Below are 14,990 nucleotides of genomic sequence, written 5' to 3'. Positions count from 1 at the left end.
CTGAGGCGGGACGGAGCCGACGCGTGCCCGGGCGCCTGTGGCCGTCGGTGCGCACGGGCCTGGCCTGGAGCGGGGCCGTCATCTACCCGTTCGTCACGTACGTGACCTTCGACTACGCGCAGCACGGCTTCGACATCCTGATGGTCCTCGGGTCGATCGCCCTGACGGCCGTGGTCGCGTCCCTGCTCAGGCGCAGGCCGCTGCCGGCGCTCGCCTTCCTGCTCCTTGGCGGGGTGGCGGCCACGATGGAGATGCGCAAGATCGAGGTCAGCTATCTCCAGATGCTCGCCGGGGTCTGCGCCGTCGGATACCTCGCCGCCTCCCGCCCGCGCCGCACCTCGATCGCCGCCGCCCTCATGGCGTTCACCACCCAGGCCGTCACCCTCTTCGCCTTCCCGCCCGACGGGGGCTGCCAACCCGACCCGTATCTGCCGAACGGCTGCGAGGGCTCCGGCTGGGCGACCAACAACGGCGAGACCGCGGCGTTCATCGCCGTCGCCCTCATCGCCGCCTGGATGGCGGGCAGTTCGGCCCGTGAGCGCCGTACGCACGCCGACGCACTGCGCGCCCAGGCCACGGCCCGCGCCGTCACCGCCGAACGGCTGCGCATCGCGAGGGAGTTGCACGACATGATCGCCCACAGCATCGGCGTCATCGCCATCCAGGCGGGCGTGGGCAGCCGGGTCATCGACACCCAGCCCGCGGAGGCCCGCAACGCGCTCACCACCATCGAGGCCACCAGCAGGGAGACCCTCGCGGGGCTGCGCCGGACGCTGGTCGCGCTGCGGAGGCCGGAGTCGGAACCGGGGGCCGCCGACGACGCGCCGGACGTCGCCCGTGACACGCTCACCGCGACACCCCGCGAACCCGCCCCGGGTCTCGCCGACATCGACCGTCTCGCCGCGTCGGCGCGGGACGCCGGAGTCCGCGCGGAGGTCCGCCGACTGGGGGAGCGTGAACCGCTGCCCCCCGACATCGACCTGGCCGCGTTCCGCATCCTCCAGGAGGCCCTCACCAATGTCGTACGGCACGCGGGAACGGACGCCTGTCGGGTGACCGTCGAGCAGCGGGACGGCGAGCTGTCCCTCCGGATAGAGGACGACGGCCGCGGCGGTCTGCCCGCGGGCACCGGGTTCGGCCTGGTCGGCATGCGCGAGCGAGTCGCCCTGCTGCACGGCGAGTTCACCGCGGGACCGCGTCCCGAGGGCGGCTTCCGGGTGACGGCCCTGCTGCCCCTGCCGCCCCTGCCGCCCCTGCCGCCGATGGAGGCCCGATGACCGGCCCCACCGGCCCCGCCGTCAGCGTTGTACTCGCCGACGACCAGCCCCTCGTCCGCGCGGGCCTGCGCGTCCTGATGGCCGACACCCCCGACATCGAGGTCGTGGGGGAGGCCGGGACGGGCGCGGAGGCTGTCCGCCTTGCCCGTGACGTACGCCCCGACGTCGTAGTGATGGACATCCGCATGCCCGGCATGGACGGCATCGAGGCCACCCGTCTGATCACGGCGGAGACCGGGGCGACGCGCGTCCTGGTCCTCACCACCTTCGACGACGACGATTACGTCTACGGTGCGCTCCGCGCGGGCGCGAGCGGATTCCTCGTCAAGGACATGGCACTCGAGGACATCCTCGCCGCGATCCACGTGGTGGCCGCGGGGGACGGTCTGATCGCGCCGAGCGTCACCCGGCGCCTGATAGAGGAGTTCGCCGCGCGGCCCGATCCGGCGCCGAAGGCCCGGCGGACGGTCGGGGGCATCACCGACCGGGAGTGCGAGGTGCTCACGCTGGTGGGGCGCGGCCTGTCCAACGCGGAGATCGCGGCCGAACTCTTCATCACCGTGGCCACGGTGAAGGCGCATGTGGCGCGGCTCTTCACCAAGCTCGACTCCCGGGACCGGGTCCAGTTGGTCATCATCGCGTACGAGGTGGGGCTGGTGACGCCCCCGCGCTAGGCGTTCCGAGGTGACGACCGTGCCAGTACCTGCTGGAAGTTTTACCGACGCGTAACTTCACACTTTTACTACTCGCCCGTAATTTGTCGTGTGCACGGCATCCTCGTGATCCGGATCACAGGGCTCACTCATCGCCACTCCCTTGAGCCGCAAGGAGATCACCCGATGCTGCCCTGGAGACGAGCGCTCAGAGCGTTCACCGCAGCCCTTCTCATGACGGGCGCGCTCACCCTCACAGCCCCCACGGCGTCCGCCGCCCCCTCCGCCCCCTCCGCCCCCTCCGCCCCCGCTTCCTCGTCGAGCGGCTGGAACGACTACGGCTGCAAGCCGTCCGCCGCCCACCCGCGCCCCGTGGTCCTGGTCCACGGCACCTTCGGCAACTCCATCGACAACTGGCTCGTCCTCGCGCCCTACTTGGTGAGGCGCGGCTACTGCGTCTTCTCCCTCGACTACGGTCAGCTGCCCGGCGTGCCGTTCTTCAACGGTCTCGGCCCGATCGACAAGTCGGCCGAGCAGCTAGACGCATTCGTCGACAAGGTACTGGCCTCGACGGGCGCCGCGAAGGCGGACCTCGTGGGCCACTCGCAGGGCGGCATGATGCCCCGCTACTACCTGAAGTTCCTCGGCGGCGCGCAGAAGGTGAACGCCCTGGTCGGCCTCGCGCCCGACAACCACGGCACCACCCTGCTCGGCTTCACCAAGCTGTTGCCCTACTTCCCGGGCATCGAGGACCTGCTCACCACCAAGACCCCGGGCCTCGCCGACCAGGTGGCGGGCTCTCCGTTCCTGACCAAGCTCAACGAAGGCGGCGACACCGTCCCGGGTGTGCGCTACACCGTCATCGCCACCAAGTACGACGAAGTGGTCACCCCGTACCGCACGCAATTCCTGAACGGCCCCGGCGTACGCAACGTCACCGTCCAGGATCTGTGCGCCGCGGACCTCTCCGAGCACGTGGCGATAGGGATCCTCGACCGCGTCGCGCACCACGAGGTGGCGAACGCGCTCGACCCGGCGCACGCGACGCCGAGTACGTGCTTCTCCTGAACTGCTCCGGACGGACATCCGCACGAACAGAGGGCCGCCGTCTCCCCGTGACGTACGAGGAGAGGGCGGCCCTCACGCCGCAGAGCCGGGGCGACCGGGCTCAGCGGCGGCTCAGTGGACGCTCAACCAGCTCAGCGGCCGTGGCGCGCCGTGCGGCGGCGGGCCGTGCCGAACATGGCCGCGGCACCGATGGCGAGAGCGGCGGCGCCGCCGATCGCGATGTACGGGGTGGTGCTGTCGCCGCCGGTCTCGGCGAGGTTCTCGTCGGCGGCGACGGGCTTCTGGTCGCCGCTGTTCACCTCGGGCTGGTTGGCGGCGGTGTCGTCACCCGCGGCCGGCGCCGCCTCGGAGGCCTCGGCGCCCGTCTCGGCGTCGCTGTCGCCGTGGCCGTGGTGCTCGACGGTGGACTTGTCCGCGCCCGCGGCGATGTCCTTCTCGGAGGGCGCGGAGGCGGCCGGGGCCGGAGCCGCCGCCGTGCCGCCGCCGCTGTCCTTGCCGAAGACGACGTCGGAGCAGGTGTAGAAGGCCTCGGGGGAGTCCGAGCGCTGCCAGACCGAGTAGATCAGGTGGCGGCCCGACTTGGCGGGGACCTTGCCGTCGAAGACGTAGTCGCCGTTCTCCATCTTCGGGTCGGCCACGTCGACGAAGGGCTTCTCCTCCAGGTCCGACCACTTCAGGGGCTTGGTCGGGTCGTACGAGTCCTTCGTGATGTACAGCTCGAAGGAGCCCTTGTGCGGGGCGGTGCCCTTGTAGTGGAAGGTGTGGTTGCCGCCGGACATCTTGCTGGACGGCCAGTCGGCGCGCGGCAGGTCGAGCCCCTTGTACTTGTCGTTGCCCGCGCTGCACAGCTTCCCGTCGGGGATGATCTCCTTCGACTTGCCCGCGGCGTTGGCGATGTTCACGCCGTTCCAGTCGTAGAAGGCCTGCGCGCCACTGGCCGCGACGGCCGCCTTGCAGGCAGCCGACGTCGGGGACTCCGGGCCCTCCTGGAAGCACGCGGAGACACGGCTGACCGGGTCCGTCATCGAACCGTGCGCGGCGGCGGGGGCGGCCGAAAGGGCGGTCAGGGCGAGCGGGGCGATGCCGGCGGCGGCGATCGCGGCGACCTTGCGACGTGCGGTCATGAGTGGTTCTCCTCAGCGGCGGTTCTGGGGGGTGGTGGGGGACACGGGCCGGTTACGAACGGCCGGTGCCGCCCCCCGATCACATGCGGCGCCGACGGTTCGTAACCGGCCCGGCGACGAGAAAACTAGCCGCTGAAATCCCCGAAATCGCCTGCTGGGAGGGGGGATGGCGATCTTTATGGTGCGGTTAAGGGAGGGCTAACCGGGGGCTGAGGCTGAGCCCCGGACGGCACCCAGGACGCACGCATGCGCCCCCCGTCCGGTCATGAGACCGGGCAGGGGCGAATCCGCCCACCGGAACAGCTCACCGGAACAGCTCACCGCACCCACCGATACCGCCGCTCCGGCCGCCCCGTCCCCCCGTACCGAAGCGTCACCTCGACCCGGCCCGTGTCCGCGAAGAACTCCAGATAGCGGCGGGCGCTGACCCGCGACAGTGTTCCCTCCTGGGCGCACTCCGAGGCGGAGAGGCCGCCCGGGTGGCCCCGCAGTGTCTGTTCGACCAGGTCGGCGGTGTGGGCCGCCAGGCCCTTCGGGAGTTCGCGGGAGCCGGGTGGGCGGGGGCCGAAGAGCTGGTCTATGTCCTCCTGGCGTGCCTCGTCCAGGCCGTCCAGGCGGGCCCGCAGCGCCGCCACGTGCAGCAACTGCTCCCGCAGCGCATCCTGGTTGAACGGTTTGATGAGGTAGTGCAGCGCACCGGCCCGCAGCGCCGCCCGCACGATCCCCGCGTCCCGCGCGGCCGTGATGAACAGCGCGTCGAGCGGCTGCCGGTCCCGGTCGCGCTCCTCGACGGCCCGCAACTCCCGTAGCACCGCGATGCCGTCCATATCGGGCAGATAGATGTCGAGGAGGACCAGGTCGGGGCGCAGCCGCTCCACCGCCGCCAGCGCCTCCGTGCCGCTGTGCGCCACTCCCACCACCGCGAATCCGTCCACCGCGGACACATAACGGCTGTGCAGTTTGGCGACCATGAAGTCGTCGTCCACGACCAGCACCCTTGTCATCGCCGCAGGCTATGGGCCCGACCACAACGACCACAACGTCCGTTGATTCCGGAAGAGAGACAGCTTCTTAACGCCCAGGCAACATGTGGGCCACCTCACAGGTACCCCCGTCCCCGCGGACAGCGGCCGGGTTCCCGCCCCCACGGGGAACCCGGCCGCATCAACTCCCCAGAAACGACTACGTACCGACAGGTGGTGGCACCCGTGCGTCTGCGCACACCCCTTGCCCTGCTCGGGGCCGCGCTGCTCGTGCTCGCAGGGCCGCCCCTGCTCTCCACGGGCAGCGACTCCGAGACCGGCACACAGATCCCCGGCCTGCGCTTCATGGTCCCCAACACACCCGGCGGCGGCTACGACATCACCGCCCGGACCGCGGCGAAGAACGCCGAGGACGCCGGACTCACCCACAACATCGAGGTGTTCAACCTGCCAGGGGCCGGCGGCACCGTCGGCCTCAGCCGCCTCGTCGGCGAGCACGGCAACGGCAAGCTCGCCATGTCCATGGGCCTGGGCGTCGTGGGCGCCGCACGCTCCAACGACTCGCCCAAGACCCTCGCCGACACCACCCCGATCGCCCGCCTCACCGAAGAGCCGGACGTCGTCGTGGTCTCCAAGGACTCGCCGTACAAGAACATCAAGCAGCTGGTCACCGCCTGGAAGAAGAACCCGGGCAAGCTCCCGGTCGGCGGCGGCTCTTCCCCCGGCGGTCCCGACCATCTGGCCCCCATGCTGATGGCGCGCGCTGCCGGGATCGACCCCAAGAAGGTCAATTACGTTCCCTTCGACGGCGGCGGAGAACTCCTCGCCTCGATCCTCGGCAAGAAGGTCGCCTTCGGCGTCTCGGGCGTCGGCGAGTACCTGGACCAGATCAAGTCGGGCGAGCTGCGGCTGCTCGCGACCACCGGACCCAAGCGCGCCAAGGGCCTGGACGGGCCGACCCTCAAGGAGTCCGGCTACGAAGTCGACTTCACCAACTGGCGCGGCATCGTCGCCCCGCCCGGCCTCTCCGACGCCGAACGCAAGAAGCTCACCGGCCTGGTCAAGAAGCTCCACGACTCTCCGGAGTGGCGCAAGTCGCTCAAGACCAACGGCTGGGACGACGCCTTCCTCACCGGCGACAAGTTCGGTGACTTCCTGGCCGAACAGGACAAGAGCGTGGTGTCCGTGCTGAAGGAGCTGGGACTGTGACGACCTCGACCACCGAAACCCCGCCCGATGAGCACGGAGACGGAGGCGGAGGCGGCCGCAGCGGTCGGCTCGGCTGGCTGCGCGAGCACTCCGAACTCGGCGTGTGCGTCATGCTGTTGGCCCTTGGTGTGCTCGTTCTCAGCGACGCGCTCACCATGGACGTCGAGATCGCCCAGCGCGGCCCGATCGGCCCCAAGACGGTCCCGATCGTCGTCGGCATCGGGCTCCTGGTCGTCGCCGTGATCCTCGCGGTCGACGTCCTGCGCGGCGGCCGCGGCGAGGCAGAGGGCGGCGAGGACATCGACCTGTCCGAACCCGCCGACTGGCGCACCGTGCTGCTCCTCGCCGGCGTCTTCCTCGGCGCCGCCGTCCTCATCGAACCGCTCGGCTTCCCCGTCGCGGGCGCCCTGCTCTTCTGGGGCGCCGCGTACGCGCTCGGCAGCCGTCACCTGGACCGCGATCCGCTCATCGCGGCAGGGCTCTCCCTCGTCACGTACGTCGTCTTCAACAACCTGCTCGGGGTGCCGCTGCCCGGCGGACCACTGATGGGAGTGCTGTGACATGAACGCCTTCAACTCCCTGATGGACGGCTTCGGTACGGCCCTCACGCCCATGAACCTGCTCTGGGCCGCCGTCGGCGTGCTCCTGGGCACCGCGATCGGCGTCCTGCCCGGCATCGGCCCCGCGATGGCGGTGGCGCTGCTTCTGCCCGTGACGTACGGCCTGGAGCCGACCGGCGCGTTCATCATGTTCGCCGGCATCTACTACGGGGCGATGTTCGGCGGCTCGACGACCTCGATCCTCCTGAACACCCCGGGTGAGAGCGCCGCGGTGGTGGCGGCGATGGAAGGCAACCCGATGGCCAAGGCGGGGCGCGGCGCACAAGCGCTCGCCGCCGCCGCCATCGGTCACTTCGCGGGCGGCATCATCGGCACGACCCTCCTGGTGGCGCTCGCGCCGACGGTCGCGGAGCTCGCGGTCGACATCGGGGCACCCGACTACTTCGCCATCATGGTGCTCGCGTTCATCGCCGTGACGTCCGTCCTCGGCTCCTCGCGCGTACGGGGAATCGCCTCGCTCCTCATCGGTCTCACCATCGGCCTGGTCGGCCTCGACCAGATGACCGGACAGCAGCGCCTGACCTTCGGCTCGCTCCAACTCGCCGACGGCATCGACGTGGTGATCGTCGCGGTGGGCCTCTTCGCGATCGGCGAGGCCCTGTGGGTCGCCGCCCATCTGCGGCGTTCGAGCGGCGAGGCGATCCCGGTCGGCCGCCCCTGGCTCGGCAAGGCGGACGTGAAGCGCACCTGGAAGTCCTGGCTGCGCGGCCCGCTCATCGGCTTCCCGTTCGGCGCGATCCCGGCGGGCGGCGCGGAGATCCCCACCTTCCTCTCGTACGTCACCGAGAAGCGCCTGTCCAAGCACAAGGACGAGTGGGGCAAGGGCGCGATCGAGGGAGTGGCGGGCCCCGAGTCGGCGGCATCGGCATCGGCTGCGGGAACCCTCGTCTCCATGCTGACACTCGGCCTGCCCACGACGGCGGTGGCAGCGGTGATGCTCGCCGCCTTCCAGCAGTACGGGATCCAGCCCGGCCCGCTCCTCTTCGAGCGCGAACCTGACCTGGTGTGGGGCCTGATCGCCTCCCTCTTCGTGGGGATGATCCTGCTCCTGGCCCTGAACCTGCCCCTTGCCCCGGTCTGGGCGAAGCTGCTTCGCATCCCGAGGCCCTACCTCTACGCGGGAATTCTCTTCTTCGCGGCGGTGGGCGCGTACGCGGTGGGCGGCGAGGCGCTCGACCTGGTGATCCTGCTGATCATCGGCCTGATCGGCTTCGGCATGCGCCGCTACGGACTGCCCGTCCTGCCGGCCGTCATCGGCGTCATCCTCGGCCCGAACGCCGAGCAACAGCTGCGCCGCGCCCTGCAGATCAGTGACGGCAGCGTCAGCGGCCTGTTCGACACGCCCTTCTCGATCACGGTGTACGTGATCATCGCGCTGATCGTGCTCTGGCCGCTCGCGCGGAAACTGCTGGTGCGGGGCAGGAGCAATGACGTAGACGTAAAGGCATGACCCGGGACACCACTGACGACATCCGCCCCGCGACCGCCGCCGACGTCACCGCCGTGAAGGCGGTGACGGACGCGGCGTACCACCCCTACATCGAGCGCATCGGTGTCGTGCCCGTCCCCATGGAGGCGGACCACGCGGCGGACGTGGCGGCGGGGCGGGTGTATGTCACCGGGGACCCGGTGGTGGGCGTCCTGGTCCTCGTCGCGCACGAGGACCACCTGTTCCTGGACAGCATCGCGGTCCACCCCGAGGCGGCGGGCCACGGTGTGGGCCGCCGCCTGCTCGCCTTCGTCGACGATCGGGCGCGTGAGCTCGGACTGTCACAGGTCCGGCTCTACACGAACGCGATGATGTGGGAGAACCAAAGGCTCTACCCGCGGTACGGCTACGAGATGGTCGAGCGCAGGGTGGACGGAGCCTACGACCGCTACCACTACAGGAAGAGCCTCTAGCGCTTCGGGCCCTGTCGCGGGCGTCTCATGCCCTGCGGGCGTCAGCTCTCACCCATCGGGCCACCAGGTCCGCTGGATGTCCTTGCGGACCTCGGGGCGTTCGCGGGTCCGGTCCTCGGCTTCGTGCTTCTCCCGGACCTGTCGATTGGTGGGCTTACCGACGGTCTTGTGCACGGTCACACGGCGCATGGCTGCCTCCCTGTACTACCGATGTCCAAGGTGGGACGTCTGTAGACCTCTGCGGGGAGGGTTTCTCATCCGAGTCGGATTGTCAGTGGCGGGTGTCACGCTCGGGACATGACGATCGACTGGGACATCGAGGCGGCCACGTTCGACGACGAGCCGGACCACGGGCTGCGGGACACGGTGGTGCGGGACGCGTGGGCGCGGCGCCTGCGGGACTGGTTGCCGGATGCCACGGGTGACGTCCTCGACCTGGGCTGCGGCACCGGAAGCCTGTCCTTGCTGGCGGCCGAGCGGGGGCACCGCGTCACGGCGGTGGACCTGTCCCCGAACATGGTGGAACGGGCCCGCGAGAAGCTGGCGGGGCACGAGGCGGAGGTGCTTGTCGGAGACGCGTGGGAGCCTCCGGTGGAGGGGCGGCGATTCGACGTGATCCTGGCCCGGCACGTGCTGTGGATGGTGCCGGACCCGGCAGCGGTGCTGCGGCACTGGTGCGGGCTGCTGCGGCCGGGAGGACGCCTGATCCTCATCGAGGGCGTATGGGGCACGACGAACCCCTCCGGCATCCCCATGGACCGCCTGATCAGTGCACTGACACCCCTGGCGGCCCGCCTCCACTCAGAGCGCCTGTCGGGCGACGAGCGGCTGTGGGGCAGGAGGGTGGAGGACGAGCGCTACGCGCTGGTGGCGACCCTCCCCGAACTCCTCCCCGCACCCCGCCGCCACAAGGAGGTGGTGGACGTCCACCTCATCCTCCGCCGCGGCGACGAGGTGCTCCTCGCCCGCCGCGCCAACACGGGTTTCGGGGACGGCTTGTTGAACGTCCCCTCCGGCCACGTCGAACCCGGCGAGGACGTCCGCACGGCGGTGATCCGCGAGGCGAGGGAAGAGATCGGCCTCGACCTCACCTCCGATGACGTGAGCGCCGAGTTGGTCCTCCAACACCGGGGCCCGGGCGGGGAACCCCGCATCGGCTGGTTCTTCGAAGCGACGTACGGCACGGGCGGCGAGCCCTTCAACGCGGAACCCCACAAGTGCGACGAACTGAGCTGGCACAGGGCGTCCACGCTGCCGGACGACATGGTGGCGTACTGCAGGGCGGCACTTGAGGCGTGGCGCACGGGGGAGAGGTTCGCCCTGCACTGGCAGGAGGAGGGGGATGCGGTGAGGTATGAGAGGGGTGGGGTTGGGCGGACCGTTGTTCTTGCGCGCCGCGGGTTGGGGACCGGGGGCTGAGTTCTCAGTTCGAGGCCGCTCCGGGGAGTGGCGGGGAGAGCGGGACTCCGTCGTGGGCCAGGCGTTCCAGTTCGTTCAGGGCGGCCTTGGCTGCTGTTGCGGCCTCGGGGTCGTGTTCCCTGATGCCGCTCTCGGTGAACTCGTCCTCGTCCAGGCGCAGGATCGTCTTGCCGTCCGCCGAGCACCACAGGTCGAGGTCCAGGTCTTCCACTGTGAGCGTGGCGCCGTCCCTTACCGCGGGGCGCGTCACGTCGCAGTACCAGCCCTTCAGGATGCCCGTCGACGTGCGGACCTCCTTCACGGCGTACCAGCGGTCCCGCCAGTAGTGCTCCGTGAAGACGTCGCCCGGTTCGAAGCGTACGAAGCCGAAGTCCCTTACCCCGGCAGCCGCCCACGGTGCGCGGACCGTCACCACTGTGCCGTCGTCCGCGACCACCTCCGCCGGGTAACGGATCTTCGTGCGGCCCGCCTTCATCAAGATGACGTCCACCTTGTCAGCCGAGGGTTCGGACATGGCGTACCTCCGTCGCGCAGATCTCGTAGCCGAACCACTTGTTGATCGCCAGCATCGGCTCGTTGCCCGCGTCGTTGCCGGTGAACGCCTCGGTGCAGCCGGCTGCCCGTGCCCGGTGCAGGGAGTCGTTCTTGGCGAGCTTGGCGAGGCCGCGCCCGCGGAACGCCCGTGCGGTGCCGGTCATGCCGCTCGAGTAGCGTGACGCGTCGTCCGTGCGGGCCAGGGTGAAGGCGGCAGGGCGGCCGTCCACCACTGCCACCGAGGTCAGTTCGCGGTTCACCAAGGGGTGGTTCCACGTCTCGGCGAGCCAGTGCTCGTAGTCCGTGAACTCCGCCGCCACGTCGCTCGGTTCGTCCGCGACCGTCTCCGCGTCCAGGGCGAAGAGGGCGCGCGGGTCGTCCCCGAACGACTCACCTGTACGCAGCTCGACGTCCTCCGGCGGCTCTTGGCGGGGAGGCAGCGTGCCGGACGCCAGGTCGAGGCGGAGGAAGTGGGCCGAGCGGCTCGCGCGGTAGCCCCGGTCGGCGGCGAAGGCGCGGTTCGCGGGCTCGTCGAGGACCCAGGAGAAGGCCGTGGTGGCGCCTTTGTCCGTCAGGTACTCCTCCGCCGTCCGCAGGATCAGCGAGCCCGCGCCGAGCCCGCGCCGCCGAGGGAGTACGTAGACGTTGGCGAAGCCCTGGCCCGGGTGAGGGCTGTCGTAGGCGACGCCCACCTGCGCCGTGCCGATGATCTCCCCGTCGGCCTCGGCGACCAACTGGAGGTAGCGGGAGTCGGGATGGGCGTGCGCCAGGTCGAACAGGACCGAATCGGCGGTGGCGAGCATGGCGGGTACGCAGGCGCGGCGGACTGCGGCGAAGGCTTCGGCATCGGCTCTGTCACCGGAGCGCAGGGCGCGGACTAGGACGGTCATGGAGCCGCACGCTACGTGCGTGGCGCGTCGGGATGCCTCTTATTTTCCGGGGGTGCGGGACAATCGCCGCGTGACTTTGAAGATCGAGATCGAGAGCGACGGCAGTGCCGGGGGCGGCGCCGGTGCCAGTGGCGTGCCGCCCTACGAGCAGGTGCGGGCCCAGATCGCCGAGCAGGCGCGGGGCGGGGCGCTGCCGGTGGGGTACAAGTTGCCGACCGTGCGGGGGCTCGCCCAGGAGCTGGGGCTCGCCGCGAACACGGTGGCCAAGGCGTATCGGGCCCTTGAGGCGGACGGGGTGATTGAGACTCGGGGGCGGCACGGGACGTTCGTGGCGGCGGCCGGGGACGCGGCGGCGCGGGAGGCATCGGCTGCGGCCCAGGCCTTTGCCGAGCGGGCTCAGCGGCTCGGGCTGACTGAAGCTGCTGCTCTTTCCGCTGCGCGGGATGCGTTGCGCGCGGCTTACGGGGACTCGGGGTGACCCTTGCCCCGGGGCGGGGCTGTATGCGCCCCTGGCGGGTGGGCACAACGGAAACCCCTAAAGATAGAGCCCCGCGTCCGCGCCCTCCCGGGGGTCCGGGACCGATGTGGGGGACGTGCCGCGCCGCAGTGCGTACAGCTCCGCCAATGTCGCGCCCTCGCGAGAGACCCCCTCGTCCGTGCCGAGCCAGTCGATCGACTCGGCGCGGGTCAGGCTTCCGACTTCGATCCGGGCGAGGCAGCGACCCGGCCGGACCACCGCGGGGTGGAGCCGCTCCAGGTCCTCGTTCGTCGTCACGCCGACCAGGACGTTGCGGCCCTGCCCCAGCAGCCCGTCCGTCAGGTTCAGCAACCGCGACAACGCCTGCCCGGCGGTGTGCTTCGCCTCCCCGCGGATCAGCTCGTCGCAGTCCTCGAGAAGCAGCAGCCGCCAGCGGCCCTTCGCCGTGCCGTCGTCCTCGCCGATCGCGATGTCCATCAAGTAACCGACGTCGCTGAAGAGCCGCTCCGGGTCCAGGACGCAGTCCACCTGGCACCAGTCGCGCCAGGACCGCGCGAGCGTCCGCAGCGCCGACGTCTTGCCCGTGCCCGGCGGGCCGTGCAGGAGCAGGAGGCGGCCCGAGATGTCCTCGGGGGTTGTCTTCATCAGGGAGTCCATGGCTTCGGCGACCGGCGCGGTGTAGTTCTCCCGCACCTCCTCCCACGTACCGGCGGCGATCTGCCGCGTGGTGCGGTGCGGGCCGCGCCGCGGAGACACGTACCAGAACCCCATGGTCACGTTGTCCGGCTGCGGCTCCGGCTCGTCCTGCGCGCCGTCCGTCGCCTGCTTCAGGACCTTCTCCGCCAGGTCGGCGCTCGTCGCCGTCACTGTGACGTCCGCGCCGCGGTTCCAGCGGGAGATCAGGAGCGTCCAGCCGTCGCCCTCGGCAAGCGTCGCGCTGCGGTCGTCGTCGCGGGCCGCGCGCAGCACCGTCGCACCCGGTGGGAGCAGCGTGGATCCCGACTTGACACGGTCGATGTTGGAGCTGTGCGAGAAGGGCTGCTCGCCGGTGGCGAAGCGGCCGAGGAAGAGGGCGTCCACGACATCCGACGGGGAGTCGCTGTCGTCGACGTTGAGCCGGATCGGCAGGGTGTCCTGAGGGTTCGCAGACATGCCGCCATGATCCGGCACGCAAGTGCCCTTGTGCATCCCGGTTTGGATACTCCGCCGTACTCCGTTCAGGTGCGGTCCGGTGAGGAACGGCGCGGATCGGCGAGGACCGGCGAGGACCGGCGAGGACCGGCGCGAAACGGCGAGGAACTGACCACGGGACTGTGGCAAACCTGTGGTGCGGAACCTGTGCCACCGCCAACTGGCCCCGTTACGATTGCCCCTGATGGGACGTCATGAGTGGAAATCGGGGGCACAGCGGTGGCGACTCACCGCGCTGCTCGGCGTTGCTATGGCCGCACTGGCCCTGATCCTGACCGTCATCACCACGCTCCCCGGGGGCGGCACGGGCACCGAGGGCACCACGCGCGACGGTGACAAGGTGCACGGCACCCCCGCAGTCCCGCCCGACGAGGCAGAACCAGCCGTCGGCTGGGGCTTCACCCACACCCAGTACAGCGCGGACGAGGGCGAAGATGCAGCCACGCGGCGCGCCGAGGCGATGCTCGCGGGACTGCCGAGCCCGCTGCCGCAGAACCAGCACATCATGGGCTGGGGCGCGGGCAATCCCGAGCCGGTCAAGGGGCGTTACGACTTCGACGAGATGGACAAGCGGATCGACTTCATCCGCGCCACCGACGGCACGCCTGTCGTCACCCTGTGCTGCTCCCCGGACTGGATGAAGGGGGGCAAGCCCGGTTCGGGAAGCACCAATTGGAGCCAGCAGTCCCTGGAGACCGCCCCGGACCCCGAGCACTACAAGGACTTCGCCAAGCTCGCGGCGACCGTCGCCAAGCGCTATCCGGACGTACGGCACTTCATCGTCTGGAACGAGTTCAAGGGCTTCTGGAACAGCGAGAAGGGCCGCTGGGACTACGAGGGCTACACCGAGCTCTACAACCTGGTCTACAAGGCCCTCAAGAAGGTCAACAAGGACATCATGGTCGGCGGCCCCTACCTCGTCATGGACAGCGTCGACCCGCGCCAGACCGAGGAGGCGTCGAATGAGGTCAAGGGCGCCTGGGGCCGCATGGACCAGCGGGTCCTCGACGCCTTCGACTACTGGAACAAGCACAAGGCGGGCGCCGACTTCGTGGTCGTGGACGGCTCCAGCTACACCGTCGACGACGACATGCTCCCCGACGAGTTCAAGGCCACCGACAAGCTCACGGCGGTCGGCAAGTGGGTGCGTGCGCGCACCGGTGACCTGCCGCTGTGGTGGGCCGAGTACTACGTGGAACCGGGCGACAGCAACGACGACCGCGACGGCTGGTCCGAGCCGCACCGCGTCGCCGTCCAGGCGTCCGGTCTGATGGCGATGGCGCGCGGCGGCGCGAGCAGCGGCTTCTACTGGAACCCGCAGAAGAAGAGCGGCGACGACTGCGCCGGCTGCCTGTGGCGCAACACGCAACTCACCGATGGAGGAACGGAGTTGCCGATGCTGAAACTGCTCTCCCGGTTCAGCGACGCGTTCCCGCCCGGCACGGAGTACGAGAAGGTCTCCGTCGCCCCCGACGACGTACCGAACGTGCGTGTCCTCGCCGACAAGAAGACGGTGCTCGTCGTGAACACCCTCGACCGTGAGATCGACGCGAAGGTCGACGGCCAGCGGTTCACGATGAAGGGATACGGGGTGAAGTGGCTGAAGCGGTGACCCGCCGCAGCCACCCGCACCCGGCGAACC

The 14,990-nt window shown here is 70.2% G+C and carries 16 protein-coding genes; 10 read left to right on the top strand and 6 right to left on the bottom strand.

The window, feature by feature from the left end; translation table 11 throughout:
* The first annotated feature begins 23 nt into the window (after positions 1-23).
* From ACWFRJ_RS17790 to ACWFRJ_RS17780, 3 genes are all read left to right on the top strand, one after another.
* Positions 24-1,277 carry a sensor histidine kinase gene (locus ACWFRJ_RS17790; RefSeq protein ID WP_453530920.1) on the top strand — a complete coding sequence of 418 codons (1,254 nt, stop codon included), beginning with the start codon at positions 24-26 and terminating at the stop codon, positions 1,275-1,277.
* Entirely contained in the window at positions 1,274-1,951 is a 678-nt protein-coding gene (locus ACWFRJ_RS17785; RefSeq protein ID WP_453530917.1) for a response regulator, read from the top strand. Before ACWFRJ_RS17790 ends, ACWFRJ_RS17785 begins: the two co-directional genes overlap by 4 nt.
* A 165-nt stretch (positions 1,952-2,116) precedes the next feature.
* Entirely contained in the window at positions 2,117-2,998 is an 882-nt protein-coding gene (locus tag ACWFRJ_RS17780) for an esterase/lipase family protein (protein ID WP_453530914.1), read from the top strand.
* 131 nt (positions 2,999-3,129) lie between these two features.
* On the opposite strand, the gene ACWFRJ_RS17775 is transcribed toward ACWFRJ_RS17780, so the two are convergent.
* Together ACWFRJ_RS17775 and ACWFRJ_RS17770 are read right to left on the bottom strand one after the other, a co-directional pair.
* Positions 3,130-4,122 (bottom strand): lytic polysaccharide monooxygenase, encoded by a 993-nt coding sequence (locus ACWFRJ_RS17775; protein ID WP_453530911.1) that lies wholly within the window; start codon positions 4,120-4,122, stop codon positions 3,130-3,132.
* Positions 4,123-4,439: 317 nt separating this feature from the next.
* Positions 4,440-5,126: a response regulator gene (locus ACWFRJ_RS17770; protein WP_453530908.1), complete on the bottom strand. Its 687-nt coding sequence runs from the start codon at positions 5,124-5,126 to the stop codon at positions 4,440-4,442.
* Positions 5,127-5,330: 204 nt separating this feature from the next.
* Between ACWFRJ_RS17770 and ACWFRJ_RS17765 the strand changes: the two genes are divergently transcribed.
* From ACWFRJ_RS17765 to ACWFRJ_RS17750, 4 genes are read left to right on the top strand one after another with little or no spacing between them, the layout of a single operon-like run.
* Positions 5,331-6,314, top strand: coding sequence for a Bug family tripartite tricarboxylate transporter substrate binding protein (locus ACWFRJ_RS17765; protein WP_453531194.1), 984 nt, complete (start codon positions 5,331-5,333; stop codon positions 6,312-6,314).
* Positions 6,311-6,874, top strand: a complete 564-nt coding sequence (locus ACWFRJ_RS17760) for a tripartite tricarboxylate transporter TctB family protein (RefSeq protein ID WP_453530905.1) — start codon at positions 6,311-6,313, stop codon at positions 6,872-6,874. The genes ACWFRJ_RS17765 and ACWFRJ_RS17760 overlap by 4 nt, the downstream gene beginning before the upstream one ends.
* A 1-nt stretch (position 6,875) precedes the next feature.
* Complete coding sequence (locus ACWFRJ_RS17755; RefSeq protein ID WP_453530902.1) at positions 6,876-8,384, top strand: tripartite tricarboxylate transporter permease; 1,509 nt, start codon at positions 6,876-6,878, stop codon at positions 8,382-8,384.
* Complete coding sequence (locus ACWFRJ_RS17750; protein WP_453530899.1) at positions 8,381-8,836, top strand: GNAT family N-acetyltransferase; 456 nt, start codon at positions 8,381-8,383, stop codon at positions 8,834-8,836. The genes ACWFRJ_RS17755 and ACWFRJ_RS17750 overlap by 4 nt, the downstream gene beginning before the upstream one ends.
* 48 nt (positions 8,837-8,884) lie before the next feature.
* On the opposite strand, the gene ACWFRJ_RS17745 is transcribed toward ACWFRJ_RS17750, so the two are convergent.
* Positions 8,885-9,025, bottom strand: coding sequence for a hypothetical protein (locus ACWFRJ_RS17745; protein ID WP_389913414.1), 141 nt, complete (start codon positions 9,023-9,025; stop codon positions 8,885-8,887).
* Between the two features lie 108 nt (positions 9,026-9,133).
* On the opposite strand from ACWFRJ_RS17745, the gene ACWFRJ_RS17740 reads away from it, so the two are divergent.
* Positions 9,134-10,255 carry a methyltransferase domain-containing protein gene (locus ACWFRJ_RS17740; protein WP_453530895.1) on the top strand — a complete coding sequence of 374 codons (1,122 nt, stop codon included), beginning with the start codon at positions 9,134-9,136 and terminating at the stop codon, positions 10,253-10,255.
* 4 nt (positions 10,256-10,259) lie between these two features.
* Here the strand turns inward: ACWFRJ_RS17740 and ACWFRJ_RS17735 are convergent, their stop codons facing one another.
* Together ACWFRJ_RS17735 and ACWFRJ_RS17730 are read right to left on the bottom strand one after the other, a co-directional pair.
* Positions 10,260-10,769, bottom strand: a complete 510-nt coding sequence (locus tag ACWFRJ_RS17735) for a DUF402 domain-containing protein (RefSeq protein ID WP_453530892.1) — start codon at positions 10,767-10,769, stop codon at positions 10,260-10,262.
* Positions 10,750-11,679 carry an N-acetyltransferase family protein gene (locus ACWFRJ_RS17730; protein ID WP_453530889.1) on the bottom strand — a complete coding sequence of 310 codons (930 nt, stop codon included), beginning with the start codon at positions 11,677-11,679 and terminating at the stop codon, positions 10,750-10,752. Before ACWFRJ_RS17730 ends, ACWFRJ_RS17735 begins: the two co-directional genes overlap by 20 nt.
* Before the next feature lie 70 nt (positions 11,680-11,749).
* On the opposite strand from ACWFRJ_RS17730, the gene ACWFRJ_RS17725 reads away from it, so the two are divergent.
* Positions 11,750-12,157 carry a GntR family transcriptional regulator gene (locus ACWFRJ_RS17725; protein WP_453530886.1) on the top strand — a complete coding sequence of 136 codons (408 nt, stop codon included), beginning with the start codon at positions 11,750-11,752 and terminating at the stop codon, positions 12,155-12,157.
* Positions 12,158-12,214: 57 nt separating this feature from the next.
* Here the strand turns inward: ACWFRJ_RS17725 and ACWFRJ_RS17720 are convergent, their stop codons facing one another.
* Positions 12,215-13,309, bottom strand: a complete 1,095-nt coding sequence (locus tag ACWFRJ_RS17720) for a DUF5925 domain-containing protein (RefSeq protein WP_453530884.1) — start codon at positions 13,307-13,309, stop codon at positions 12,215-12,217.
* Positions 13,310-13,532: 223 nt separating this feature from the next.
* Between ACWFRJ_RS17720 and ACWFRJ_RS17715 the strand changes: the two genes are divergently transcribed.
* Positions 13,533-14,960, top strand: coding sequence for a GH39 family glycosyl hydrolase (locus tag ACWFRJ_RS17715; RefSeq protein ID WP_453530881.1), 1,428 nt, complete (start codon positions 13,533-13,535; stop codon positions 14,958-14,960).
* Positions 14,961-14,990: the final 30 nt, after the last annotated feature.

The sequence above is a fragment of the Streptomyces sp. NPDC055239 genome, from assembly GCF_053606205.1.
This window is presented reverse-complemented; position numbering and strand designations above follow the sequence as displayed.